Here is a 26,525-nt window from a genome sequence, read left to right as displayed (position 1 = left end):
GGGGTTAGTATAACCATCTAAGCTTTAGAATTACTTCTCTTCTTTCACGCTCAATTTTAAGCTTAGCTCTTCAAGCTGCGCTTCTGCAACTGGGCTTGGAGCTTCTGTTAATAAGCAGCTTGCGCTTGCTGTTTTCGGGAATGCAATTGTATCACGAAGGTTCGTACGACCTGCAAGTAACATAACAAGGCGGTCTAAACCTAATGCGATTCCGCCGTGTGGTGGTGTACCGTATTCGAATGCTTCTAATAAGAATCCGAATTGTTCTTGTGCTTCTTCTTGTGAGAATCCAAGTGCTTTGAACATTTTTTCTTGTACGTCACGCTCGTAAATACGAAGTGATCCACCACCAAGCTCATAACCGTTTAATACAAGGTCATATGCTTGTGCACGTGCTTTTTCTGGTGCTGTTTCTAATAGTTCAACATCTTCACGGAATGGCATTGTGAATGGATGATGAGCTGCGAAGTAACGATCTGCATCTTCATCGTACTCAAGAAGTGGCCAATCCGTTACCCATAGGAAGTTAAATTTACTTTCGTCAATTAGCTCAAGTTCTTTACCTAGACGTAAACGAAGTGCACCTAAGCTATCTGCAACAACGCTCTTCTTATCTGCTACGAATAGTAATAAGTCACCAGCATCCGCTTCTAATGTACTCATTAACACGTTTGCATCTTCTTCACCGAAGAATTTCGCAATCGGTCCTTTTAAGCCGTCTTCTTCAACTTTAAGCCAAGCTAGACCTTTTGCACCGTATACTTTTGCGAATTCAGTTAATGCATCGATGTCTTTACGAGAGTATTTGCTCGCTGCACCTTTTGCGTTAATCGCTTTTACTTGTCCGCCGTTTTCTACAGCACTTGTAAATACTTTAAATCCACAACCTACTGCAAATTCAGATAGGTCTTTTAGTTCCATTTCAAAGCGTGTATCCGGCTTATCAGAACCAAAGCGAGCCATTGCATCAGCATATTTCATACGAGGGAATGGTGCACTAACTTCTACACCTTTTGCATCCTTCATGACTTTCGTCATCATACGCTCCATCATTTCTAAAATTTCATCTTGTGTTAAGAATGATGCCTCGATATCAATTTGCGTGAATTCCGGTTGACGGTCCGCACGTAAATCTTCGTCACGGAAACAACGTGCTACTTGATAGTAACGCTCAAATCCACCGACCATAAGAAGCTGTTTAAATAGCTGCGGAGATTGAGGTAATGCATAAAATTCACCATCATGCACACGGCTTGGTACTAAATAGTCGCGAGCTCCTTCTGGCGTGCTCTTCGTTAAAATTGGTGTTTCAACTTCTAAGAACTCTTCTGTATCTAAGAAGTTACGAATTGTTTTCGTTACGTCATGACGCATTTTGAATGTGTTGAACATTGCAGGACGACGTAAGTCTAAGTAACGATATTTTAAACGCACATCTTCTGATGCATCTGTATCATCAGCAATAATGATTGGCGTTGTTTTCGCTGCGTTTAATACGTTTACTTTCGATGCTTGTACTTCAATACGACCAGTTGCCATATTATCATTAATTGCGCCTTCACCACGTTCAACAACTGTACCTTCTACGTGTAATACGTATTCGCTACGAATCGTTTCTGCTACTTCTAACGCTTCTTTTGATGTTTCTGGGTTAAATACAACTTGTACGATACCTGTACGGTCACGTAAGTCGATAAAGATTAATCCACCTAAATCACGGCGTTTTTGTACCCAACCTTTTAATTGAACTGTTTGTCCAACCGCTTCTACTGTTACTTTTCCGCATGCATGTGTTCTTTCAGCCACTTTAAGTTCCCCCTATATTAATTTCTCTGCTACATATGAAGCAAATACATCTAACGCTACTTCTTCTTGTCCGCCTGTTGCCATATCTTTTAAGTTAATGATGCCTTTATCTAGCTCATCTTCCCCTAATACAGCTACGTATTTCGCATTTAAACGATCTGCAGATTTAAATTGTGCTTTCATTTTACGATCTAAATAATCTTTTTCAACTGCTAATCCAGCTTTACGAAGATCAAACGCAATTTTCGCAGCTTGGTCTTTCGCTTTTTCACCAAGTGCTACAACGTAACAATCAATACTATGTTCAATTGGTAACTCAATATTTTCAGCCTTCAGCGCCATAATTAAACGCTCAATACTCATCGCAAAACCGATACCTGGCATTTCCGGTCCACCGATTTCTTGTACAAGTCCGTTATAACGGCCACCGCCACTTAATGTTGTGATAGCACCGAAACCTTCTGCCTCACTCATAATTTCAAAAACAGTGTGTTGGTAGTAGTCTAAACCACGTACTAAATTCGGATCTTTCTCAAATGGAACATCCATCATCGTTAGTAGTTCTTGTACTTTGTCGTAGTATACTGCTGAATCTTCGTTTAAGTATTCCGTAATAGATGGTGCTGTTCCCATTAATTCATGGTTACGGTCCTTCTTACAGTCTAAAATACGAAGAGGGTTCTTTTCTAAGCGAGATTGACAGTCAGAGCAGAATTCACCGATACGTGGCTCAAAATGCGCAATTAATGCATCGCGGTGCGCTTGACGGCTCGCTGCATCACCTAAGCTGTTTAATACAACTTTAATATTTTTTAAGCCCATGCCGCGGTAAAACTCTACAGCAAGTGCAATTACTTCCGCATCAATTGCAGGGTCGTTACTACCGATTGCTTCAATACCGAATTGTACGAATTGACGATAGCGACCTGCTTGTGGTCTTTCATAACGGAACATTTGACCTATATAGTATAATTTCGTTGGTTGTGTTGCATCACCGAACATTTTGTTTTCAACGTAAGAACGTACAACAGGTGCAGTACCTTCTGGACGTAATGTTAAACTACGCTCTCCACGGTCTTGGAATGAATACATTTCTTTTTGTACGATATCTGTCGTATCACCAACACCGCGTAAAAATAGCTCTGTGTGTTCAAAAATTGGTGTACGAATTTCTTTATAGTTGTAACGACGGCAAATTTCGCGTGCTTGCCCTTCGATATACTGCCATAACTCTACACTACCTGGAAGAATATCTTGCGTTCCGCGTGGGATTTGAATAGACATATTCAGTTCCTCCTCAAATTGTTTTAATCTTAATAAAAATAAAAAAACTCCCGCCTCTACTGTTTGAACAGTAGGGACGAGAGTATTATACCCGTGGTGCCACCCTAATTGAAGCACGTATGCTTCCACTTTTTTAATAACGCTTAAATTTGCGTTCATCTCTACTAAGCGTATAAGCCTTTCAAGTTGAAACCTACAGAGTGTCATTCAATCAGTCATCATGTAGAAATGTTTTCAGCCTAGGACATTTCTTCTCTTTCCATGTGTATCTCATTTACTCTCCTCTATCAACGGCTATATTCATATGTAAATATAAAATTACTATACGTTTGTTGAGTAGGATTGTCAAGTGCTCTAAGAGCGCTCAATTTGCTTCTTTAGGCGCTTTACATCTTGTAGTGAAATTCCAAACTCAGAAGCAAGCTCCATTGAAGTATTGTTTTGTTCTTTTGAAATAAAATCATGTAAATTTACGTTAAACAGTTGATTTGCACCATTTGTAACAGAATGCCCTTTTTCATTCATACGCATACGTATATCCCTCACATTCAATATGGATGTTTTACTTTTTATTGTTCCATATTGATGAGATAGTTATACATAGCCGAAACAGCTATTGATTCCAAATAACTAAACAAAACATACCACAATGTATGAAAAAAGAGAGGATCCTATAATCCTCTCTTCCCCGGCAACACTATTTACTTTCTACAATTAAGGTCACCGGACCATCATTGATTAAAGAAACGTCCATCATTGCTCCGAACTGTCCTGTCTCCACATGTAGTCCTTGTTTACGAACTTCTTCATTAAAGAAATCATATAAACGCTCTGCATAATCAGGTTTCGCAGCATCCATAAAGTTTGGACGTCTTCCTTTACGGCAATCTCCGTATAATGTAAATTGCGAAATAGATAGAACTTGTCCCTTCATATCAAGTACAGAGTGGTTCATCTTTCCGCTCTCATCTTCAAAAATACGTAGGTTTGCAATTTTTTCTGCGATATAAGTTGCATCTTTTTCTGTATCTTCATGCGTAATGCCAACTAGTAATGTTAAACCGAATGGAATTTGTCCTACAATCTCACCATCTACTGTGACAGACGCTTCCTTTGATCGTTGTAAAACAACTCTCATCTTTTCTACACTCCCTATTAATGCATCATGCGTCGTACAGCATAAATTTCTGGAACACGTTTAATGCGCTCTACTACTTTTTTCAAGTGTTGTAAGTTTCGAATAGAAATCGACATGTTAATCGTTGCCATCTTATTACGATCACTTCTACCAGAAACAGCTGAGATATACGTCTTCGTTTCTGTAACAGCTTGTAATACTTCATTCAATAAACCGCGACGATCATAGCCTGAAATTTCAATATCAACATTGTATTCAATTTCTTTTTCAGGACTACCTTCCCAATCTACTTCTAGTAAACGCTCTACCGCTTCTTCTGTATGCACATTGACACAATCGCAACGGTGAATTGATACGCCTCGACCTTTCGTAATATACCCAACGATATCATCACCTGGAACTGGGTTACAGCATTTTGATAAACGAATTAACAAATTATCTGCACCACTTACCTTTACACCAGAATCCCATTTTCGAATTTTCATCGGTTTACGAACTTCTTTAACTTCAACGATTTCTTCTTCTTCACGTTGTTTACGGAACTTGTCCGTTAGTCGCGTAACAATTTGTGCAGCTGTAATTCCGTTGTATCCAACTGCTGCAAACATATCTTCTTCATTTGCAAAGTTAAACTTCTCAGCAACACGTTTTAAATTATCAAGTGCTAATACTTCTTTCATTTCATACTCTAAGCCACGCACTTCTTTTTCAACAAGTTCACGGCCTTTTTCAATATTTTCATCTCTACGTTGCTTCTTAAAGAATTGACGTATTTTATTTTTCGCATGAGATGTTTGAGCAAGCTTTACCCAATCTTGACTTGGGCCATACGAATGTTTCGATGTTAAAATTTCAATGATGTCACCAGTTTTCAGCTTATAATCAAGTGTCACCATTTTCCCGTTTACTTTTGCACCAATTGTTTTGTTTCCAATTTCCGAATGGACACGATATGAAAAATCAATTGGGACAGAGCCAAGAGGTAATTCCATTACATCGCCTTTCGGTGTAAAGACAAATACCATATCAGAGAACAAATCAATTTTTAATGATTCCATAAACTCTTCTGCATTAGAAGCTTCATTTTGCCATTCTAATATTTGACGGAACCATGTTAGTTTTTTCTCTAATGTACCCGTTGTTTCTGCTGCTTTACCTTCTTTATACGCCCAATGTGCCGCAATCCCGAATTCTGCAATTTCGTGCATTTCTTTCGTACGAATTTGCACTTCAAGTGGATCACCTTTCGGCCCAATTACAGTCGTATGAAGAGATTGATATAGATTTGCTTTTGGCATTGCAATATAATCTTTAAAACGACCCGGCATTGGCTTCCAGCACGTATGAATAATTCCAAGTACCGCATAACAATCTTTAATACTATTTACAACAACACGTACAGCTAATAAATCATAAATTTCATTGAACTGTTTATTTTGCAGTGCCATCTTACGATAAATGCTGTAAATATGCTTTGGTCTTCCAGAAATCTCAGGTTGAATTGCAACTTCTTTTAATTTCTCACGAATGCCAGTCATTACTTCATCTAAATATTCTTCACGCTCTGCACGTTTACGCTTCATTAAGTTCACAATACGGTAATATTGCTGCGGGTTTAAATAGCGAAGTGACGTATCCTCTAGCTCCCATTTAATAGTATTAATTCCGAGTCTATGTGCTAAAGGTGCAAAGATTTCTAACGTTTCATTTGCAATGCGACGCTGCTTCTCTTGAGGCAAATGTTTCAATGTACGCATGTTATGAAGACGATCAGCTAGTTTAATTAAAATAACTCGAATATCTTGAGCCATTGCAATAAACATTTTGCGATGGTTTTCTGCTTGTTGCTGCTCATGGGATTTATATTTAATCTTTCCAAGCTTTGTAACACCATCAACAAGCATAGCGATTTCTTTATTAAATTCTCGTTCAATATCTTCTAATGTAATTTCTGTATCTTCCACTACATCATGCAAGAAACCTGCCGATACTGTAGCCGGATCCATGTGTAAATCAACTAAAATACCTGCAACTTGAATTGGGTGAATAATATATGGTTCACCCGATTTTCTATATTGTTCGCTATGTGCATCACGCGCATATTCATAGGCACGTGCCACTAGCTCAATATCTTCATCCGCTAAATATTGACTTGCTTTCTCGAGTACCTGTTCAGCTGTTAGTACTTGCTCATTTGCCATCGAATCACCTTTTATTGAAAATTGACTTTATCTTTATTGAATAGAATAATTTATATTCTATCATTATAACCCAATGATTGTGAATTGTGAAAAGGAAAAGATTTTACTGACATTTCACCATGTTTTTTTGTGCAATTATACAAAAGTACCCGCTCCTCTCCAAGAGATTCACGGGTACCTTTTTTATCACCGTAGTTTCACCTATATAATGATTAGTATTTTTCTAATACTAATACATCGTAACCATCTAACATTTTACGACCATCTAAGTAAGTAAGCTCTACTAAGAATGCAATTCCTGCTACAACTCCGCCAAGTTCTTCAACTAGTTTAATTGTCGCTTCGATTGTTCCACCTGTAGCTAATAGGTCATCTGTAATTAATACACGTTGACCTGGCTTAATTGCATCTTTATGGATTGTTAAAACATCCGTTCCATACTCTTTACCGTAGTCAACTGTAATTACTTCACGTGGTAATTTCCCTAATTTACGAACTGGTGCGAAACCTAATTCTAATGCATAAGAAACTGGGCAACCGATAATAAAACCACGCGCTTCTGGTCCTACTACAACATCAATGTCTCTTTTTTTTGCATACTCAACGATTGCATCTGTTGCTGCTTTATATGCTTTTCCGTCGTTCATTAAAGGTGTAATGTCTTTGAACACAATACCTTCTTTCGGATAGTCTGGTACAATTGCGATATGTTGCTTGAAATCCATATTTCTGAATCCTCCTCAGATATAAAAGGTTTGTAAATACAAATCCTTTACCCTAACTGTTCTACTTATTTATGATTACGAATCGTTTCAAACCATGTATATAGTTGCTGATATGTACTATAAACCAATTCTTTCTCTAATTGTAAGTGGTTCATTTTCTCACGATATGTGTTCGATTCAATTAAATCACGCTTTTGTTTTTTATCTGCCATAAAAATGACACCGTCTTTTATTGTAACAAATTCTAACTCAAAAAACACCTGTGTCATGAAATTTACTGTATCTTTTGACCAACCTTTATGACGACACAGTTGTTCCCCATATTGCTTTAAAGAAAATGATGTTTTTTGGCTTAAGAAAGAATAGTACCATTTAAAGTGTTCCCTCGTTGGAACTGTACTAAATAAATGATTGTTCTCTTGATAAAATAGCGTGTAAATTCGAGATGGAAATCCTACTTTAAATAAATCACGCAATTCATCTGTTCCTTTCGGCAAATCGAGTAACACAATATATTGATCATCTAAATGTGTTACCTCTGATGCATGCACAAGCTGTTCTTTATAGCCTTCTAAAGAAAACTTATTCAATACCTCTTCAGAAAAATACACCATGGTTATTTTTTCTTTCGGAAGTTCTGCTAAATTTGCTTCTACATTACGCATACTACGCCAGTCAAATAATTGCCATGCCTCTACAGCAATATCTTGCACCATTAATTGCGGCTTTTTAAAGTTATTCCATTCATTAATGGACGCTTCTCCTACTACAGAAACCTTCGCAACTGGAGAGATTTCTTTCGCATAAGCACCAAATCCAAATCCAATTGTATCCAGTGTTGCTTGTCCCTCACGAAGAGCCATTTTCAAATGAGATCCATCAGATCCAATTGCACGGATACTTTCTAAGTCAGCATCTTTCACCGCAATACGCGGTTTCGGATTTCCTACGCCAAATGGCGCTAACTTTTGCATCTCCTCAATCGCGGCAAGCGTTACATCCTCTACTTTACAAAATGCATCCACTGCTGTAATCGGAATAAAATCTTCTTCTGTTAAAATTACATCTGCTTGCTCATTTAACCTGCGTCTTAATTCATCCACATCATTCATATTAAGCGTCATTCCCGCCGCCATCGGATGACCTCCGAAATGCGGTAACAATTCACGGCAATCTGAAAGGTTTGCAAACAAATCAAATCCTGCAATACTACGAGCCGATCCCTTTGCTGTTTCTTTATGAGGATCAATGCTTAATACAATCGTCGGACGATAAAAACGTTCAACTAACTTAGAAGCGACAATCCCAATTACCCCTGGATTCCAACCTTCTTTTGCAAGGACTAATACTTTATTTTCTTCTGGCGGGAAATTATTTTCGACTTCAGCGATAGCTTCTTCTGTAATTTGCTTTACAATATCTTTTCGAAGTGTGTTCAGCCCATCAATTTCTTCAGCTAGCTCTTTCGCTTCCTCTGGATCTTCTGATAATAAAAGGTGTACAGCAGGTGTTGCATCTTCCAAACGACCAACTGCATTAATACGAGGTGCGAGTGAGAATCCGATGCTTTCTTCTGTAATTTCGCTTTGCGAAACGTTAGCAACTTTAAATAACGCCTTTAAACCGATATTTCGAGTCATTCGCATATGCTTCAGTCCACGCTGTACTAACAATCTATTTTCACCGTGAAGCGATACTAAATCGGCTACCGTACCGATTACTGCAATTTCTAATAAATGCTCTGGTACACGGCCCAAAAGTGCATGTGCAACTTTAAATGCAACACCAACACCCGCTAAATAATGAAACGGATAAACACCGCCTTCTAATTTCGGATGAATAATCGCAAATGCCTCTGGTAACTCTGGTGGCGGCTCATGATGATCTGTAATAATAAGATCTATCCCAAGTTCCTTCGCTACCTTCGCTTCATGTACCGCTGCGATACCAGTATCGACAGTAATAATTAGTGAGAACCCTGCACTGTGCGCCCAACGAAACGCTTCTTCATTTGGCCCATAGCCTTCAGTAAAACGATTTGGAATATAAAACTCTACTTCTGCACCTAATTCTTTGAGAGCAAGATATAATACAGTCGTACTACTTACTCCATCCGCATCATAATCACCAAATATTAATATTTGTTCTCCATTTTCAATGGCTTTTTTCACACGTTCTACAGTCCGATCCATTCCTTCAAGTAAAAATGGATCATGAAATTCTTGATCTGCTGTATTTAAAAAGTCTACAATCTTATCTTCTGTATTTAAGCCTCTGCCGAGAAATAATGAAGTCACAAGAGGTGATAGTTGCAATTTATTTGCTAATTCACTCACTAGTTCCTCATTATATTCTTTTTCTTTCCAACGCGTCTTCGGTTGTAACACGAAATCACCCCTTAACCTATCCATTATACAAGACAGATTAAGGGGTGACAATATAATGCAAACTACGATTCAATATCTATATAATTAAATATCCGTTATGTTTAATTTGGAGAATACGGATTAATATGTACAAAAACATTTTGTACGTTATCTTGTTTCATAAGTTTTTCTTTTACATGTTTTCCGATGCGGTGACCTTCTTCTACAGTGATATATGGATCTACAGATATTTTAATATCAACAATAACATAGTGGCCATGTTCCCTTGCATATAAAGAGCCGATTTTCTTCACACCTTCCACTTGAAAAACTGCCTCCCTAAGCGGAACAGCATCTTCTTCATGCAGAACATGATCGAGCGTTGCATGAATAGCTTCTGCTCCAATACTCCACGCCATCTTAGCAACGAGAATTGAAACAAATAATCCCGCAATTGGATCGGCATATACAAGCCAATCTATGCCTAACTTACCGCCGATAATAGCTGCACAAATGCCGATTAAAGCTGCAATTGAAGAAAACACATCCGAACGATGTTCATATGCATTTGCAATAATTGCATCACTATTTATCCTCTTCCCTAATCGATATTTATACTGAAACATCCCTTCTTTCACTACAATCGAAAGAATAACTGCAAAAATCGTAATTCCTTTTGGTGGTTCTAAATCTTGTGAAAAAGCTTTTATAGACGAAATCGCTATCTCTATTCCAACAATAAATAATAATACCGCAACAATAATCGCTGAAATCGATTCCGCTTTACCATGACCATACGGATGATCTTCATCAGGCGGTTGCTTTGCTGCTCGTAATCCAAAAAGTACAGCTAACGAGCCAATTACATCTGATCCAGAATGCACCGCATCCGCTAAAAGTGCCTTACTGTTTCCAATATAACCAATTACCGCTTTTACAATCGCTAATATAATATTACCAACGATTCCGACAATAGCACCAAACTCGGCCTGTTTAAAACGTTCATCTTTTTCCATAATTGAAATCCCTTCTTTTCTTAACCTATCGTTTTATCCCGCTTTAACGAGCAGTAAGACTCCCACTGATTAAAGTTTCACTTTATTGTAACAAAAACAAAGATAACATCACCACTTTCTTCCATTTATCTCCCCTTTAAAAAAGGCGCTACTTTATTGTGTCCGCAAACGAAAAAGAGATGCCTCATATAGAGACACCATCTTTTTATATGTTTTATCCCGCTATTTGTGGGCAGTAAGACTCCCACCTCAAAATCCGGCGAATGCGAGGAAGTTAGGTGGGAGATAACTTCCCGTAAAAGCCCGATTGGTGAAGGCTAATAATCAGTGGGGGATGAACAAAACCCCCACTGATTAAAGTTTCACTTTATTTTTTATACTTGCGGTTCAGATACTTCTTTCTCAACCTTCTTCTTGTTTTTGCCCCTTTTCAAACGACGGTTTTCAAGCATTAACCAAATTTGAGAAGCCACGAAAATAGAAGAGTACGTACCTACAACTAATCCAATTAATAATGCAAGTGAGAAGTTACGCAGTGATTCACTACCGAAAATAAGTAGTGTGATTACCGGGAATAACACTGTTAACACTGTATTAATTGAACGACCAATTGTTTGACGAATACTTGAGTTTACGATTTCTTCTAAATCTTTTATATCGCGAACTCGTTTTTTCTGGTTGTATAACTCACGGTTTCTATCAAACGTAACGATTGAGTCATTGATAGAGTAACCAATAATCGTTAATACCGCAGCGATAAACGTTAAGTCTACCTCTATCTGGAAAAGACTAAACACAACAATCATAACGAACGCATCATGTAATAATGCGATTACTGCAGATACTGCGTACGTAAGACGGAAACGAATACTTACGTATAAGATGATAACCAATGAAGCTATCAGAACCGCGATGAATGCATTTCGTGCAATCTCTTTACCGATTGTCGGCGAAACTGTACTTACGTTTGGATCTGTACCGTATTTATCGTGGAAGAATGTTTTTGTTTTCGCAATTTCATCTTTCGATAAAACGCCTAACGTACGAACCGCGAAACCTTTATTGTCATCTCCGGTCGGTACAATATCTTCTTCCTTCACATCGATGTTCAATTCTTTCAAATCTTTATGAACATTAGAAACAGTAGTTGCTTGTTTTGATTGCAAGTCGATACGTGTACCACTTGCAAAGTCAATACCAAGATTCATTTTGAAGATCGGTAATATAATTGCCCCAGCAATTACAACTACAATTGAGAATAAGAAGAATTTATGACCGATATTTACGAAATTAATACGATCAAATCTCGTCGGTGGATGTACTACACCTTTTGTTAATGGAATAATATCCTTTTCCTTAACACCAAAATAAGATAGTTTCTTATCAAAGTAACGGCTCTTTACAAGTAAACCTAGTAAGAAACGAGTACCGAATACGTTCGTAATGAAACCAACTAAAATACTTACGATTAAACTTGTTGCGAATCCTTTTACAGAGCTATTACCGTAAGCGAATAATACACCAGCTGCTGCAATTGTTGTAACGTTCGCATCTAAAATTGTCGATAATGAACGATGGTTACCAGCACGGAATGCTGACATCATCGACTTACCAATTTTAAGCTCTTCCTTCAATCTCTCGTACGTAATGATATTCGCATCAACTGCGATACCAACCCCGAGCACTAATGCTGCAATACCCGGTAACGTAAGAACTGCATGCATCCAGTTAAAGACAAGTAATGTAACGAAAATGTATAAACCTAACATAATAACCGCTACAAGTCCTGGTAAACGGTAGAATACAAGCATGAATAAGAAGATAATAGCAATACCGATCGCACTAGCGAAAATCGTTTGCTCTAATGCTTGTTGACCAAATTTCGCTCCAACAGATGTTGAATACATTTCTTTTAAATCAACAGGAAGTGCACCTGCATTTAATAAAGATGAAAGTTCTTTCGCACTTTCAACTGTAAAGTTTCCACCTACGATAGATACTTCAGCTTGGTTAAATACTTGGCTTACTGTTGCTGCTGATAAAAACTTCGGATTCGGTTTTGCAGATTCTGCTTTATATGAATCTTTTCCTTCTTCAAAATCAAGCCAAATTACCATTAAATTCGTTGGTGGTGGCATTTTTGAAATCTTTTCAGTTACTTCACGGAATTTCTCAGCGCTTTTTAGTGTAAGACCTACGCTCGCACGGCCTTGCTCATCAAATGTTTGCTTCGCTCCGCCGCCTTTTAAATCCGTTCCGTCCATAAGAAGATTGTCATCCACATCACGGAATGTTAGTTTCGCTTGTGTTGATAACATTTCACGTGCTTTTTGCTGATCTTGTACACCAGCAAGCTGTACACGAATTCGATCTTCCCCTTCGATTTGAATGTTCGGCTCACTTACACCAAGAACATTGACACGATTTTCAAGAGCACCTACTGTACTTACAAGTGCATCACGATCGATTTTATCACCTTTTTTGGCTGGTTTTACTTCATACAGAATTTCAAAACCACCGCGAAGGTCTAGTCCTAGACTAATTCCTTTTGCTATGTCTTTTCCTGCCGCACCAATTACTCCACCAATTAATAAAACGATGAGGAAAAAGGCGGCAATTCTTGTACCACGCTTTGCCATATGTACCCTCTTTCTGCTACTAACACTTTCAATAAATCTCTTACGATTCATTTTTGCACGTGTGCATACGCCTAGTTAGTAGACTTACTTTCTATAAAATACATGTATTTCCGCTAGTTCATCACTAGCTGTGTCGGTAAGCTTTTCACAATACCTACACTTCTATTATTTATTTTTTCTCTTCACTACCTCCTTTATATATAATCTTAGACATAATTAATTCCTCTTTATCAATACCTATCATTATACTGCAAAAGGAAGAACAAACCAATTACAGTCGGTTATTTATTTTCATATTCATCAAACGACCAAAGTGGCGCCTGATATGCTTCAACAGTTAAATAATTCATATATTCATTAGTACTTACTCTTAATACATCATTTACTAATGCATACAACCTAACATCACTGTCTATCTTTTTCCACTTTTTCACCTTGAGAAACTTCCAAATATCATTATCTGTCACTCGGTCATAACCAAACATGTGAAACTCTTCTACTTTACTTTCTAAAACGACTTGTAACTGTCCGCGGTATGATTCTACCAAAGCCTCTTTATCCAACATATATAACATCTCCTTCTTATTTCAGCACGAAAAGTCGCTTTTAATCCCGCTCTAATGGACAGTAATAACTTCTTTCAAGAGTACCATTCATACTTCACTCTCTTAAATGCTTGTCATTCTTGTCTCATACGTGCATATAAATTATTGTAAATCATTCCATTGATTTTGAGAAGGTAGGAGAAGACCATGACGAAACAAAGCTTTTTAAAAGGTGCATTTATTTTAATGATAGCTGGCTTTATTACAAAAATCCTTGGATTTATTAACCGCATTGTAATGGCACGTATTTTAGGCGAAGAAGGCGTTGGCCTTTATATGATGGCTGTCCCCACCTTCATTTTAGCAATTACATTAACACAAATTGGCCTTCCTGTTGCAATCGCAAAATTTGTAGCAGAAGCGGAAGCAGTGAACGATAAACAAAAAGTTAAAAAAATATTAACTGTCTCGCTAGCCGTTACATCCATTATTAGTATCATTTTAACAATTGGGATTATGCTACTCACACCTATTTTAGCAAAAACATTATTAACAGATGAAAGAACTTACTATCCATTAATGGCTATTTTACCTGTCGTCCCTGTTATTGCAGTTTCTTCCGTTTTACGTGGTTATTTCCAAGGGAAACAAAATATGAAGCCGAGCGCTTATGCTCAAGTCATAGAACAAGTTGTCCGCATTACAATTATCGCTGTATGCATTCGGTTATTTTTACCTTACGGCGTAGAATATGCTGCAGCCGGTGCCATGCTATCAGCTGTTCTTGGCGAAGTTGCATCTTTATTATTTTTACTTACTTTATTCCAACGCGAAAAACATTTATCTATACGCTCTGGATTTTTCACTACTGTAAAGGAGAGCAAAAATACGTTTTATTCCCTTATGGACATTGCTTTACCAACTACAGGAAGCCGTTTAATTGGTTCCGTTTCTTATTTCTTTGAACCTATCGTCGTTATGCAAAGCTTAGCGATCGCCGGCGTTGCTGCTTCTGTCGCAACTCAGCAATACGGTATATTAAACGGATATGCGTTCCCGCTTCTATCACTGCCAGCCTTTATTACATATGCTCTTTCTACAGCACTCATCCCATCAATTAGCGAGGCAATGGCAAAGAGACAACACAAATTAGTGGAACACCGATTACAACAAGCACTTCGAATTTCCTTAATAACCGGTGGATGGTCAGTCGTTATATTATATGTATTTGCTTCTCCAGTTTTAACTCTCATGTACGGATCAGACAACGCGGCCGCATTCATCCAGCTTCTTGCACCTTGCTTTTTATTTCATTATTTCCAAAGTCCCCTTACGTCTGTCTTGCAAGCTTTAAACTTAGCACGCGCTGCTATGATGAACACCTTTATTGGCGCTATCGTAAAATTAATCGTTATCTTTGCACTCGCTTCACGCCCAGAGTTCCAAATGATGGGGGTTGCCCTCGCCATCGCAGCGAATATAGTAACCGTAACATTCCTTCACTACGCCACTGTTTTAAAGAAAATTACATTTACCATTTACGCAAAAGATTATATTTTCGGCGGAATTGCTATCGGGATTGCTGGTACCTTCGGTTTTTATCTTCATAAGCATATCGTTTTCTCTCATTCACTTGGCGTACAAACATTATGGGAAATTACCTTAACAACAATCGTTTATATCGTTCTCCTCTTCGTTTTCAAACTCATTCGAAAAGAAGAATTAAGTCGTCTCCCTATCATTCGGAAACTTTCATTTTTGAAGTAAGCGGGCTTGCCATTCAAAATGGTAAGCCTCTAATTTTCTTTCAAATCAACAAAAAATTGTCCATTTTGAAAACTACAATATACAATCTGTTTCACATCTTTATAACCTAAGTTATTCAATTTCTCAACGAGCCACTCATTTGTATGCTCAATCATTTGCAAATGATTGTATTGAATTTCTCCATCTATAATTAGTGGGAGTGTAAAAATTGGTGTATCATTTTTGCTTTTTTTACTTTTTTGTTTTTGAAACACAGATAACTTTCCAGATGGTTCTAAAATAGCGTATTCTACATCACGCACATCTCCGATTCCTTGCTCACGTAGTTGCATCAATAAATCATCTATGTTATATCGCTGCTTCCGCATCTTTTTTTCATCAATTTTACCTGCATTCACAAGAATCGCAGGCTCTCCTTCTATTAAATGCCGAAAACGCTGGAACTTTAAAGAAATGACCGACAAAATGATTTGTATACACATTAGAAAAATCATTGGAACTAATTGATGCCAAAGTGATTTATCTGTATTTTCAATTGCCACTACAGCCATTTCACCAAGCATAATGAATACAACCAAATCTAATACACTTAATTCTCCAATTTCACGTTTACCCATAAGACGAAAAATAATTAAAATGATTGTATACAAAAGCATTGTTCGTCCGATTATTGATACCCATTCCATTTCTACATCCCCTTTTTTTACTTATAGGCTCCCCTACAAAAAAGAAACTAGTCTAACTTAAACAAAATGAAAATATGCTTGTATTAAAAAGGGGGAATGCATAATGGATGGAACGAAAAAATTATCGAGCGCAATCGGCTTCGGTATTATTACCCTATTAATCCTCGCATCTATTACAAGTATGATCATGGCTCTTTTATTAAAATTTACGAATATTAATGAAGGGACATTAGTAATTACTATTTTTATAATAGCCCTTCTATCTATGCTTATGTCTGGATTCATTGCTGGTAAAAAGGCACAAGGAAAAGGTTGGTTAGTAGGTTTCACTACAGGACTCACATTCACTCTTCTCGTCTTTCTCGTTAACTATTTAGGCTTCTCTCAAACTTTATCGAACTCACAGTTACTCTACCAATTAGCATTAATGGGTGCGAGTACACTCGGAGGTATTTTCGGTGTAAATATGTCAAAACAAAATAGTTAAAAAAAGGCCCTGCACATTTCATGCAGGGCCTTCATCATTAGTTTTTCACAACTTCACGAATCGCATTGCGATCGAAAGTTAAGTGTGAACCACCAGATTTAACAACAATTTTCGTTTCATCCACTGATTCGATTGTAGCGTGTAAACCACCGATTGTTACGATAGCATCACCTTTTTTGATTTCATTTTGCATTTGAGCAACTGCTTTTTGGCGCTTTTGTTGCGGGCGAATTAATAAGAAATAGAAAATCGCAAACATCGCAACAATCATAACGATATTCATCATACCTGCATTCATCTTGTGTTCCTCCTTTTAAATTATGTATTAGAAGTTTTTAGCATTCGGTTTATTAAAGCCATACTGTTCAAAGAACTCTTCGCGGAAATCGCCAAGACGGTCTTCACGAATAGCTTGTCTCACCTGCTCCATTAAGTTTAACAGAAAATGAAGGTTGTGATAAGACGTTAAACGAATTCCGAACGTTTCATCGCATTTCATTAAGTGACGAATGTACGCACGAGAATAGTTTTTACATGTGTAGCAATCACAGTTCGGATCAAGCGGCCCAAAGTCTCTAGCGAATTTCGCGTTTTTCACAACTAGACGGCCTTCACTTGTCATACATGTACCATTTCGAGCAATACGAGTTGGAAGTACACAGTCAAACATATCAACACCGCGAATCGCACCATCAATTAACGAGTCAGGAGAACCTACACCCATTAAGTAACGTGGTTTATCATCAGGAAGAAGTGGTGTTGTAAACTCAAGAACACGATTCATAATATCCTTCGGTTCACCAACAGATAGACCGCCTATAGCATAGCCAGGGAAGTCCATTGAAACAAGATCTTTCGCACTTTGGCGACGAAGTTCTTCAAACTCCCCGCCCTGTACAATACCGAATAAACCTTGATCTTGTGGACGTTCATGCGCCTTTAGACAACGCTCTGCCCAGCGGCTCGTACGCTCTACAGACTTCTTCATGTATTCAAAAGTAGCAGGGAACGGTGGACACTCATCAAATGCCATCATGATATCTGAACCTAATGCATTTTGGATTTCCATTGCTTTTTCTGGAGATAAGAATAATTTATCACCATTTAAGTGATTGCGGAAATGAACGCCTTCCTCTTCAATGCGTCGGAAATCACTTAAGCTAAATACTTGGAATCCACCTGAATCCGTTAAGATTGCACGATCCCAGTTCATAAACTTATGCAAGCCACCTGCTTCACGAATAATTTCGTGTCCTGGACGTAGCCATAAATGATACGTATTGCTTAAAATAATGCCAGAATCCATTGCTTTTAATTCTTCTGGTGACATCGTTTTAACTGTTGCAAGTGTACCAACTGGCATAAATGTTGGTGTATCAAATGAACCGTGCGGCGTATGTACTCGACCTAAACGCGCACCCGTTTGTTTACAAGTTTTAATAAATTCATAACGAATTGCTGTCATAATTTACTCCTTTTATTTGTTTCTCATTTTAGCGTGAGATGCAACGAACATCGCATCACCGAAGCTAAAGAAACGATATTTTTCTTTTACTGCTTCATTATAAGCATGAAGTACATTATCTCTATTTGCAAATGCACTTACAAGCATAATTAATGTTGATTTCGGCAAATGGAAGTTTGTAATTAAACCATCAATTGCTTTAAATTCATATCCTGGGTACATAAAAATATCTGTCCAGCCAGAAGCGGCGCAAAGCTTACCACTATGATCTGTCGCAATCGTTTCTAACGTACGTGTTGATGTCGTACCTACTGTAATAATACGTCCGCCATTCTCTTTTACGCGGTTTAATAACGCAGCTGTCTCTTCAGACATATGGTAATACTCTGCGTGCATATGATGCTCTTCAATCGTATCTGCAGAAACTGGTCTAAATGTTCCAAGTCCTACATGGAGTGTAATGAATGCTAATTGAATGCCTTTTTGCTTCAATTTCTCAAGTAACTCTTCTGTAAAGTGAAGGCCAGCCGTCGGTGCTGCTGCTGAACCGATTTCCTTCGCATATACCGTTTGATAACGATCGCGATCTTCTAGCGTCTCTTTAATATACGGAGGAAGAGGCATTTCTCCAAGCTCGTCTAAAATTTCATAAAAGATGCCGTCATATGAAAACTCAAGTTGACGCCCACCTTGGTCTGCTGTTCCAATGCAAGTTGCTTTTAACTTTCCTTCACCAAAAGAGATGACAGTCCCTTCTTTTACACGCTTCGCTGGCTTTATAAGCGTTTCCCACTTATCGCCTTCTTCTTGTTTCAAAAGAAGCACTTCAATGTGTGCACCTGTATCTTCTTTCACACCGTGCAAGCGAGCAGGCATAACTTTCGTTTCATTTAAAACTAAGCAATCCCCCTCATGTAAGTAAGAAAGAATGTCCGTAAAATGTTTATGCTCAATATCTCCTGTTTCACGGTCTAACATCATCAATCTTGATGTTTCACGCTCTTCAAGCGGAATTTGTGCAATGAGTTCTTCTGGTAAATGAAAATCAAACAGATTAATATCCATAACTGTATCCACCTATTTCTTATTTGAATCGATTTATTATATACATAATGAAAGATAATGCAATACTTAACACAATACATGTAATGATAGGAAAATAAAAGGTAACGTTACCTTTTTTCACAAAAATATCGCCTGGAAGTCTTCCTATGAACTTCCAAGCTAATCCAACAACAATGAGCAAAATACCAGCTGTAATAAGCAGCTTTGGCATCTCCGTCATACTTTTGGCATCTCCATTCCGAAATGCTCATATGCGAGCGGTGTTACGATCCGGCCTCTTGGCGTTCTTTGTAAAAAGCCAATTTGTAATAAATACGGCTCATACACATCTTCAATCGTATGCGATTCTTCCCCAATCGTTGCTGAAACAGTTTCTAATCCAACTGGACCACCGCGGAACTTTTCAATAATACCAAGCAGTAATTTATGATCGATATGATCAAGTCCTAATTTATCTACTTGTAATAGTTCTAACGCCATTTGTGTAATTTCCATCGCAATCGTTCCGTCACTGCGAACTTGTGCGAAGTCACGTACACGTCGTAATAGACGATTCGCAATACGAGGTGTACCACGGGCACGTCTTGCAATTTCTAATGCAGCTAACGAATCTATTTCAACTTCAAACACTTCTGCTGTACGTTCTACAATCGCAGAAAGCTGATCTACTGTATAGTACTCTAATCGTGAAAGCACACCAAAACGGTCACGAAGTGGTGCTGATAATGCACCTGCACGCGTCGTTGCCCCAACTAGCGTAAATGGAGGTAAGTCTAGACGTACAGAACGAGCTGACGGTCCTTTCCCAATAACGATATCAAGGCAAAAGTCTTCCATCGCTGGGTATAACACTTCTTCAATAGATCTATGCAAACGATGAATTTCATCAATAAATAATACATCCCCAGGCTGAAGTGCTGTTAATACAGCCGCTAAATCTCCTGGTCTTTCAATTGCGGGACCTGACGTTGTTCGAATGTTAACACCCATTTCATTGGCAATAATATTCGCAAGCGTCGTTTTACCAAGTCCAGGTGGTCCATATAAAAGTACGTGATCTAACGTTTCTTCACGCATTTTCGCCGCTTCAATAAAAACTTCTAAATTATGTTTCGCTTTATCTTGGCCAATATACTGACGGAGCGTCTGTGGCCGTAATGAATACTCTAAATCCGCATCTTCGTATCCAGATTCCCCTGAAAGGAGACGTTCGTCCATTATACTCACCTCTTACCATTTAGTAAAAGACTAAGTGCCTTTTTAATATATTGATCCGTCGTTAGTGATTCTTTTAATAACTCTGGTACAACGCGAGAAACTTCTCTCTCTGCGTAACCAAGTGCTCGTAGTGCTTCAAGCGCCTCATCAAGCTCAGTTGATGAACCTTTCTTCTGATCAAAACTTTCGGCATCCGAGAACAGATCAACAAATGCATCTGGCACGACATCTGCTAGTTTTCCTTTTAAGTCTAAAATCATTTGGCGTGCTGTTTTCTTTCCGACACCTGGGAATTTCACTAAAAACTTCTCATCTTCATGTTCAATCGCTTGCACGACCTGTCCTGTTTGACCAGAAGCTAAAATTGCAAGAGCACCTTTTGGTCCAATCCCCGATACACCTAACAACTTTGTAAATAATAAACGCTCTTCACGTGTTTTAAATCCGTAAAGTGCCATAATATCTTCTCTCACATAATGATATGTATAGACACGAATTTCTTGCTTACTTCTTTGAAATACATACGGATTTGGTGTGAAAATTTGATAACCAATTCCATTATGATCAATTACGACATATTCCGGTCCTACATACTCCACGTAACCTGTAACATATTCAAACAAAATACGATCTCTCCCTCTCAAATCATGTATTCCATTTTAACATATTTAACAATAGAAAAGCGAGACTACCCCAACAAATGTTCCCTGTTTACAATTTCCGTTTTTTTCTATTGACATAAAGACAAAAAGAACATTACTATACAGGAGTCAATAATGATTATCAATATTAATTAAAGGGGTTACATCAGGATGAAACAAAGACTATTTATTTTATTTACTATTATGCTAGTTGTTCTTTCTATTGTTGGCTGTTCTTCTCAAAAAGAAGAATCAAAAGCAAAAGAACAACCAAAAACGAAAGTTGTAAAACATGCTAAAGGGGAAACAACAATTCCAGTTAATCCAAAGAGAATTGTTGACTTATCTGGATCAACAGAGGAATTATTACTCCTTGGACATAAACCTGTTGGCACAGCGAACACATATAAAGATAAAATCCAAAATCACTTAACAGACAAGCTAGACGGCGTAAAAGCAGTCGGCTGGTACTGGGCGCCTAAAGTTGACCTAGAGGCTGTTACTGCTTTAAAACCAGACTTAATTATTTTAAACAATCGTCAATTGAAAATTTATGATCAACTAGAAAAAGTTGCACCGACAGTTGTTCTAGAAACAAATCTAGAAGACTGGCGCGGTAAGTTTAAAGAAGTAGGTAAACTATTTGACGAAGAGAAGAAAGCTGACAAATGGATTGCAGACTACGATAAAAAAGCAGAGTCTTTATCTAAAAAAATTAAAGAAAAAACAAAAGATGAGAACTTTATGTTCGTTGCAGTTACACCACAAAACTTCCGTGTATACGGTAGCTTCGGATACGGTGACATCATCTTTAACGACTTAAAGCTTCCAGCAACAAAAGGTACAGATTTAAAACAAACGATGGCACAAGTATCACTAGAAGGTCTTGTTGCATTCCAGCCTGATCAAATGTTTATTGTAAACTTCGGCGGAGAAGCTGATAAAGTGTACGAAGACTATAAAAACAGTGCGGTTTGGAAAGATAATAAAGCAGTAAAAAACAATCACGTATATGAAGTATCAAATGAAGTCTTCAATACGAAAGCCTTCAATCCAATCGGAAAAGATATGCTAATTGATGAAATCGCAAAAGAGATTTTAGCTAAGAATAAATAAGAAAAAGCAGCTCACCCTGAGCTGCTTTTTTTCTTATTTTGCACTGCGTACTGCTTCATTTTTTCGATTGTCTTCACAAAACCTTCTTTTGATTTTATGCGAATACCACGTTTTAATTCCGCACGCTCATAACTTTCAAGCTTTTTCATATCAATTTGAAAGAAGGAATGGATCGCGTTATCACTTTTCGGTACCCCTTTGAAAATTTGCAATATCCCTTCCTCTGAAACACCAAAATAACCGCTCGTTTTCAGTAAAGGAGAAATATCATCCACTTTCTTTTGTAATACGATTTGCACATCATCACGATCAACAAGTTGCCATTCTTTATATTGCTGCAAAAACTTTTCTAAATCCGCTACTTTTTCTGTCAGTATTTCCTCGCTTACTTCTCCATCAACATACATACGCTCTAATAAAATTGTAACTTCAGGTACTTTTTCTGTTATTTCTGCCCTCACATCGGATCCATAAGCTAAGCAAAACATCATAACGAAAGCTTGCACTGCAATTAGTATCCATTTCATTTCCGTTCACCTCTTCTAGGCAAAATCATACTTTCATTTGTAGCTTTTCCGGAAATGGGGTTTTTATCCATATAAACAATAGCGTTAAATTTCTAAGGAAAACAAAAAATGCAGATAAGGGTTTGTCCTCATCTGCATGTATCATTTACTTTTATATAAAATGAAAGACGCCTGCAAAGCAGGCGTCTTGATGCGTTTACGGCGAGAAACCAGGCGACCACATTCGCGTGTTTAGCACTTAAGCATATCTCTCGTCTTACGTAAATTAGCTCATCGCTTTGCTAATATAACATTAATAAGATAGAAGCGCAACATGTTTCTAAACATATTTGTCTTCCTCTTTCATCAAATTGAAATTTATGTAAATTATAAATTGGTTATTGTAATATATATGTTACAATTAATGCTATAAATATAAACAGGGGATGAATGCTTTGAAAAAAATTAAAGACGAGCGCCTCATACTTCAAACGTTAAAAAACATACGTGTTGCCTTTCTCTTCCAATCAATTGGTATAATCGGCATTTTAGGTTATATCGGATTCACCGAAGGAATTAATCAAATTACAAAATCTCCATTATGGTTATTATTTATTCTTACAAGCATGTTACTTAGTTATTTACAACTAAGTATTTCAATCGATGTAGAAAACAGTGAAAAAGAAATGAAATTAACACCTTATTATAAAATTGTATTACGCTCCCTTGTTGTAGGAATCGTTATGGCTATCATTTATATTATTTTCAGTCCAGAAAGGCCTCTATTTGAAGCTATTCTAACAGGTAGTATTCTCTTCATATGCTTTTTAACTTCTTATTCCATTAGTTATTTCATAAAAAAACGTCGTTTACAAGACGAAGATGAATAAAGAGGAAGGGCTATCCCCTTCCTCTTTGATTTGTTATCGCATAGTACCAGTCAGACCGTAACGAATATCTCGGAACATATTTGTTATGTCACGATTAAAATCGTTTGTAACTGTACCGTTACGTAGACGTGTACTCATTGCATCGACACGAGTAAACATGTCATTTCTTACAGAAACATATACGTTTCTATTTCCAACTTCATTTACAACAGCTTGACGAATTTCGTTCGCCATCGCTGTTTCATTTGTCGCTGGATTACGTGGTTTTACCGCAATCGCTACATCGTTTCCATATACAACTGTAGAAACTCGATCTACGTTATTCATACGTTTTACACGATTCGTAATTTTCTCCGCAGTTTTACCATCATTGTTAATGTATGAATTGTTCATTGTAATATTACGAGTTGGATGCGGATTAGCAATTTGCCCATTGTAATTTACATCACGGTAATAGTTGGATCCTGTATTGTTAGGACCATTTCTATATGTTACATAATCTGTAGAATGATTGTTACGCGTTACATTATCACGATATGGATGTGTATCATTATAAGATGTACGCTCGTAATTATAGTTACGTCCATCCATCGCATTATTATCTTTCGGTGTACCACATGCAGCTAATGCACTGGTAACTAACAAAGAAGCAGCAATAACTTTTACTTTCGTATTCAATACAAAAACCCCCCTTGTTAGAATGAACTTCTCTTTCGAAAAGCTCCCCCTTATGATGAGTAACAGAGAGGGTTTTTACACTGTTAATATTTCACTAGGAATTTTCTAGCACTTAATGTAAATTCATCATATTCCTGACTATCATGAATACAAAAAAGGTGGGAATAACCCCACCTTTTTTAAACTTCCTCTTCGTCCTCTTCTTCTGAAACTGGTTCTCCAAATACATTTGGTGGGTCTGGTTGATAGTACATCGTTCCTGGCTGCGGTGCATATGCTGGCTGAGTCGGTTGATAATATAAAGGATTGGCGTATTGTGGTCCACCCGGTTGCGGACTATATAACCTACTCTCTCCTCCGCATCCACAATCTTCTTCCCCTTGTACGAGTGGTGGCATATTATTATCCATTGGCATCATATTTGGATTTGGCATAGAAGTATATTGCGGTGCCATTTGTTGATACGGCATTTGATTGTATGGATTTTGTTGCTGATAATGCGGATATTGCGGCATCATTGGCTGTTGATACGGCATTTGATATGGCATCATGTTTGGCATTTGGTTGTTATCCATTATCGGCATCATGTTTGGCATTTGATTATTATCCATTATCGGCATCATGTTCGGCATTTGATTGTTATCCATTATCGGCATCATGTTCGGCATTTGATTATTATCCATTATCGGCATCATGTTCGGCATTTGATTATTATCCATTATCGGCATCATATTTGGCATTTGGTTGTTATCCATTATCGGCATCATGTTCGGCATTTGATTGTTATCCATTATCGGCATCATATTTGGCATTTGGTTGTTATCCATTACCGGCATCATGTTCGGCATTTGATTGTTATCCATTATCGGCATTATATTTGGCATTTGATTGTTATCCATTATCGGCATTATATTTGGCATTTGATTGTTATCCATTATCGGCATCATGTTCGGCATTTGATTGTTATCCATTATCGGCATCATGTTCGGCATTTGATTGTTATCCATTATCGGCATCATGTTCGGCATTTGATTGTTATCCATTATTGGCATTATATTCGGCACTTGAATATTAGGCGGTATTACTTGCGGGATAATAACACTTTCTTTTGATACGTTTGGTGAAACTATGCTTCCTATATTTTCTTTCTTCACTTGTGGCGAGACTATGCTTCCTACATTTTCTTTTTTCACTTGCGGCGACACTATATTCCCTACATTTTCTTTTTTCACTTGCGGCGACACTATATTCCCTACATTTTCTTTCTTCACTTGCGGTGACACTATATTCCCTACATTTTCTTTCTTCACTTGCGGTGACACTATATTCCCTACATTTTCTTTCTTCACTTGCGGTGACACTATGTTTCCTATATTGTCTTTTTTCGTTTGCGGAGAAATGACGTTGTTAGGTTTCATTTTATTAATTTGAGGAGCAATTAACTCGCTTCCTTTTTTTATTACATCTGAAATTTTATATTCTTTTTTCGCTTTAATTGGCGGTTGCGGTGGCTGTGGCAATACATTAATGGAAAATTTAGTGTTTTCTTTCGTAGTCGGTTTTGGTTTTTCTACTTTCTCTACAACAGGTGGTTTTTGAATGACAGGTGGCTTTTCTACTTTCTCTACAACAGGTGGTTTTTGAATGACAGGTGGCTTTTCAACTGGTTTTTCTTTTTGCACTTCTTTTTGTGGCTGCACCTGTACTTCTTTTTGTGGTTTCACTTGCATTTCTTTTTGCGGTTTTACCTGCATTTCTTTTTGCGGTTTTACCTGCATTTCTTTTTGCGGTTTTACCTGCATTTCTTTTTGCGTTTGTTGCATAGCTGGTTGCTGTGTAATAGGTGCTGATTGGTACATAATTTCATCTTCATCTTCTATTCCAAGTGGAGTTGGTGTTGATGCAAACTCTTTTTGCTGTACCTCTTTTACATATTGTTTCGGGGGCGCTGAACCCGATCCAGTCTGTTGCTTCACATGAACGCTATTCGATGGCACTTTAATTTTCATCCCTGGCATAATTAGGTCTGGATTACTAAGCTGTGTATTTGTTTTTTTTAGCGTTTCAAAATCCACTCCGTACTTTTTTGCAATTTTCCAAAGGGTCTCCCCTTTTTGCACGATATGAATTTTCAAATTTTCCCCCTCCTGTATAACTTATCTATAAGTAAAAAACACTTTGAAGTAACACTTTCTAAACAACATTAACTTCTTTTACTTTTATCACTTCTTCTATTTTCAATATGATTCGAAGTGGAATAAGCATAGAAAAATCGCAATGATTTCC

Annotated in this window: 23 protein-coding genes, 1 pseudogene and 1 other annotated feature; of the genes and pseudogenes, 4 read left to right on the top strand and 20 right to left on the bottom strand. The window is 37.5% G+C overall.

The window, feature by feature from the left end; translation table 11 throughout:
* Nucleotides 1-30: 30 nt before the first annotated feature.
* The 10 genes from aspS to MKX77_RS02870 form a co-directional block, all read right to left on the bottom strand.
* Nucleotides 31-1,806 (bottom strand): aspartate--tRNA ligase, encoded by a 1,776-nt coding sequence (gene aspS, locus MKX77_RS02915; protein ID WP_341305795.1) that lies wholly within the window; start codon nt 1,804-1,806, stop codon nt 31-33.
* A 12-nt stretch (nt 1,807-1,818) separates the two neighbouring features.
* Nucleotides 1,819-3,090, bottom strand: coding sequence for a histidine--tRNA ligase (gene hisS, locus MKX77_RS02910; protein WP_341305794.1), 1,272 nt, complete (start codon nt 3,088-3,090; stop codon nt 1,819-1,821).
* A 69-nt stretch (nt 3,091-3,159) separates the two neighbouring features.
* Nucleotides 3,160-3,390 (bottom strand) — a binding site (T-box leader).
* Nucleotides 3,391-3,444: 54 nt separating this feature from the next.
* A complete protein-coding gene (locus MKX77_RS02905) occupies nt 3,445-3,621 on the bottom strand; it encodes a hypothetical protein (RefSeq protein ID WP_002015300.1) in 177 nt (58 codons plus the stop codon).
* Nucleotides 3,622-3,787: 166 nt separating this feature from the next.
* Nucleotides 3,788-4,228, bottom strand: coding sequence for a D-tyrosyl-tRNA(Tyr) deacylase (locus MKX77_RS02900; protein WP_002111994.1), 441 nt, complete (start codon nt 4,226-4,228; stop codon nt 3,788-3,790).
* A gap of 17 nt (nt 4,229-4,245) precedes the next feature.
* A complete protein-coding gene (gene relA / locus MKX77_RS02895) occupies nt 4,246-6,429 on the bottom strand; it encodes a GTP diphosphokinase (protein WP_085312421.1) in 2,184 nt (727 codons plus the stop codon).
* Between the two features lie 212 nt (nt 6,430-6,641).
* Complete coding sequence (locus tag MKX77_RS02890; protein ID WP_341305793.1) at nt 6,642-7,154, bottom strand: adenine phosphoribosyltransferase; 513 nt, start codon at nt 7,152-7,154, stop codon at nt 6,642-6,644.
* A 65-nt stretch (nt 7,155-7,219) separates the two neighbouring features.
* Nucleotides 7,220-9,541, bottom strand: a complete 2,322-nt coding sequence (gene recJ / locus MKX77_RS02885; RefSeq protein WP_341305792.1) for a single-stranded-DNA-specific exonuclease RecJ — start codon at nt 9,539-9,541, stop codon at nt 7,220-7,222.
* A gap of 101 nt (nt 9,542-9,642) precedes the next feature.
* Nucleotides 9,643-10,536, bottom strand: a complete 894-nt coding sequence (locus MKX77_RS02880) for a cation diffusion facilitator family transporter (RefSeq protein ID WP_215554271.1) — start codon at nt 10,534-10,536, stop codon at nt 9,643-9,645.
* Nucleotides 10,537-10,910: 374 nt separating this feature from the next.
* Nucleotides 10,911-13,175: a protein translocase subunit SecDF gene (gene secDF, locus MKX77_RS02875; RefSeq protein WP_341305791.1), complete on the bottom strand. Its 2,265-nt coding sequence runs from the start codon at nt 13,173-13,175 to the stop codon at nt 10,911-10,913.
* Nucleotides 13,176-13,456: 281 nt separating this feature from the next.
* Nucleotides 13,457-13,741, bottom strand: coding sequence for a post-transcriptional regulator (locus MKX77_RS02870; protein ID WP_002088778.1), 285 nt, complete (start codon nt 13,739-13,741; stop codon nt 13,457-13,459).
* Nucleotides 13,742-13,927: 186 nt separating this feature from the next.
* Between MKX77_RS02870 and spoVB the strand changes: the two genes are divergently transcribed.
* Nucleotides 13,928-15,487, top strand: coding sequence for a stage V sporulation protein B (gene spoVB, locus MKX77_RS02865; RefSeq protein WP_341305790.1), 1,560 nt, complete (start codon nt 13,928-13,930; stop codon nt 15,485-15,487).
* A 29-nt stretch (nt 15,488-15,516) separates the two neighbouring features.
* Here the strand turns inward: spoVB and MKX77_RS02860 are convergent, their stop codons facing one another.
* A complete protein-coding gene (locus MKX77_RS02860) occupies nt 15,517-16,173 on the bottom strand; it encodes a DUF421 domain-containing protein (RefSeq protein ID WP_002112002.1) in 657 nt (218 codons plus the stop codon).
* A gap of 103 nt (nt 16,174-16,276) precedes the next feature.
* On the opposite strand from MKX77_RS02860, the gene MKX77_RS02855 reads away from it, so the two are divergent.
* Entirely contained in the window at nt 16,277-16,660 is a 384-nt protein-coding gene (locus MKX77_RS02855) for a TIGR04086 family membrane protein (protein ID WP_070144970.1), read from the top strand.
* Nucleotides 16,661-16,697: 37 nt separating this feature from the next.
* On the opposite strand, the gene yajC is transcribed toward MKX77_RS02855, so the two are convergent.
* Genes yajC through ruvA form a run of 6 tightly spaced genes read right to left on the bottom strand, consistent with a single transcriptional unit; the run spans nt 16,698 to nt 21,031 of the window.
* Entirely contained in the window at nt 16,698-16,958 is a 261-nt protein-coding gene (gene yajC / locus MKX77_RS02850) for a preprotein translocase subunit YajC (protein WP_002034132.1), read from the bottom strand.
* 27 nt (nt 16,959-16,985) lie between these two features.
* Complete coding sequence (gene tgt / locus MKX77_RS02845; protein ID WP_002015319.1) at nt 16,986-18,125, bottom strand: tRNA guanosine(34) transglycosylase Tgt; 1,140 nt, start codon at nt 18,123-18,125, stop codon at nt 16,986-16,988.
* 12 nt (nt 18,126-18,137) lie between these two features.
* Complete coding sequence (gene queA, locus MKX77_RS02840; RefSeq protein WP_341305789.1) at nt 18,138-19,190, bottom strand: tRNA preQ1(34) S-adenosylmethionine ribosyltransferase-isomerase QueA; 1,053 nt, start codon at nt 19,188-19,190, stop codon at nt 18,138-18,140.
* 19 nt (nt 19,191-19,209) lie between these two features.
* The gene (locus MKX77_RS02835) at nt 19,210-19,410 is read right to left on the bottom strand and encodes a DUF2905 domain-containing protein (RefSeq protein WP_000138161.1); all 201 of its coding nucleotides are present in this window, start codon (nt 19,408-19,410) and stop codon (nt 19,210-19,212) included.
* Nucleotides 19,407-20,408 carry a Holliday junction branch migration DNA helicase RuvB gene (ruvB, locus tag MKX77_RS02830; RefSeq protein ID WP_000344470.1) on the bottom strand — a complete coding sequence of 334 codons (1,002 nt, stop codon included), beginning with the start codon at nt 20,406-20,408 and terminating at the stop codon, nt 19,407-19,409. Before ruvB ends, MKX77_RS02835 begins: the two co-directional genes overlap by 4 nt.
* 5 nt (nt 20,409-20,413) lie before the next feature.
* Entirely contained in the window at nt 20,414-21,031 is a 618-nt protein-coding gene (gene ruvA, locus MKX77_RS02825) for a Holliday junction DNA helicase RuvA (RefSeq protein WP_002112013.1), read from the bottom strand.
* Nucleotides 21,032-21,220: 189 nt separating this feature from the next.
* On the opposite strand from ruvA, the gene MKX77_RS02820 reads away from it, so the two are divergent.
* Nucleotides 21,221-22,165, top strand: a complete 945-nt coding sequence (locus MKX77_RS02820; protein WP_341305788.1) for an iron-hydroxamate ABC transporter substrate-binding protein — start codon at nt 21,221-21,223, stop codon at nt 22,163-22,165.
* 11 nt (nt 22,166-22,176) lie between these two features.
* Here MKX77_RS02820 and MKX77_RS02815 read toward each other — a convergent pair whose 3' ends face one another.
* A complete protein-coding gene (locus MKX77_RS02815; RefSeq protein WP_088060096.1) occupies nt 22,177-22,692 on the bottom strand; it encodes a BofC C-terminal domain-containing protein in 516 nt (171 codons plus the stop codon).
* A gap of 434 nt (nt 22,693-23,126) precedes the next feature.
* On the opposite strand from MKX77_RS02815, the gene MKX77_RS02810 reads away from it, so the two are divergent.
* Entirely contained in the window at nt 23,127-23,561 is a 435-nt protein-coding gene (locus MKX77_RS02810) for a branched-chain amino acid ABC transporter substrate-binding protein (RefSeq protein WP_341305787.1), read from the top strand.
* A gap of 33 nt (nt 23,562-23,594) precedes the next feature.
* On the opposite strand, the gene MKX77_RS02805 is transcribed toward MKX77_RS02810, so the two are convergent.
* Both MKX77_RS02805 and safA read right to left on the bottom strand, forming a co-directional pair.
* Complete coding sequence (locus tag MKX77_RS02805) at nt 23,595-24,239, bottom strand: YhcN/YlaJ family sporulation lipoprotein (protein ID WP_341305786.1); 645 nt, start codon at nt 24,237-24,239, stop codon at nt 23,595-23,597.
* Nucleotides 24,240-26,217: 1,978 nt separating this feature from the next.
* Nucleotides 26,218-26,374 (bottom strand): annotated as a pseudogene (gene safA, locus MKX77_RS30600) (SafA/ExsA family spore coat assembly protein); the annotation flags it as partial.
* Nucleotides 26,375-26,525 lie beyond the last annotated feature (151 nt).

Source organism: Bacillus sp. FSL R9-9410, from assembly GCF_038050385.1.
Classification (GTDB): domain Bacteria; phylum Bacillota; class Bacilli; order Bacillales; family Bacillaceae_G; genus Bacillus_A; species Bacillus_A cereus_U.
This window is presented reverse-complemented; position numbering and strand designations above follow the sequence as displayed.

Bases quoted from the DNA above. Each gene is read 5' to 3' on its own strand.
- MKX77_RS02860 (WP_002112002.1), bottom strand. From the start codon at position 16,173: ATGGAATGGGTATCAATAATCGGACGAACAATGCTTTTGTATACAATC.
- MKX77_RS02820 (WP_341305788.1), top strand. From the start codon at position 21,221: ATGAAACAAAGACTATTTATTTTATTTACTATTATGCTAGTTGTTCTT.
- MKX77_RS02890 (WP_341305793.1), bottom strand. From the start codon at position 7,154: ATGGATTTCAAGCAACATATCGCAATTGTACCAGACTATCCGAAAGAA.
- MKX77_RS02855 (WP_070144970.1), top strand. From the start codon at position 16,277: ATGGATGGAACGAAAAAATTATCGAGCGCAATCGGCTTCGGTATTATT.
- relA (WP_085312421.1), bottom strand. From the start codon at position 6,429: ATGGCAAATGAGCAAGTACTAACAGCTGAACAGGTACTCGAGAAAGCA.
- yajC (WP_002034132.1), bottom strand. From the start codon at position 16,958: ATGAATGCAGGTATGATGAATATCGTTATGATTGTTGCGATGTTTGCG.
- MKX77_RS02815 (WP_088060096.1), bottom strand. From the start codon at position 22,692: ATGAAATGGATACTAATTGCAGTGCAAGCTTTCGTTATGATGTTTTGC.
- queA (WP_341305789.1), bottom strand. From the start codon at position 19,190: ATGGATATTAATCTGTTTGATTTTCATTTACCAGAAGAACTCATTGCA.
- secDF (WP_341305791.1), bottom strand. From the start codon at position 13,175: ATGGCAAAGCGTGGTACAAGAATTGCCGCCTTTTTCCTCATCGTTTTA.
- spoVB (WP_341305790.1), top strand. From the start codon at position 13,928: ATGACGAAACAAAGCTTTTTAAAAGGTGCATTTATTTTAATGATAGCT.
- MKX77_RS02905 (WP_002015300.1), bottom strand. From the start codon at position 3,621: ATGCGTATGAATGAAAAAGGGCATTCTGTTACAAATGGTGCAAATCAA.
- MKX77_RS02835 (WP_000138161.1), bottom strand. From the start codon at position 19,410: ATGACGGAGATGCCAAAGCTGCTTATTACAGCTGGTATTTTGCTCATT.
- MKX77_RS02900 (WP_002111994.1), bottom strand. From the start codon at position 4,228: ATGAGAGTTGTTTTACAACGATCAAAGGAAGCGTCTGTCACAGTAGAT.
- tgt (WP_002015319.1), bottom strand. From the start codon at position 18,125: ATGACAGCAATTCGTTATGAATTTATTAAAACTTGTAAACAAACGGGT.
- MKX77_RS02870 (WP_002088778.1), bottom strand. From the start codon at position 13,741: ATGTTGGATAAAGAGGCTTTGGTAGAATCATACCGCGGACAGTTACAA.
- MKX77_RS02880 (WP_215554271.1), bottom strand. From the start codon at position 10,536: ATGGAAAAAGATGAACGTTTTAAACAGGCCGAGTTTGGTGCTATTGTC.
- ruvB (WP_000344470.1), bottom strand. From the start codon at position 20,408: ATGGACGAACGTCTCCTTTCAGGGGAATCTGGATACGAAGATGCGGAT.
- hisS (WP_341305794.1), bottom strand. From the start codon at position 3,090: ATGTCTATTCAAATCCCACGCGGAACGCAAGATATTCTTCCAGGTAGT.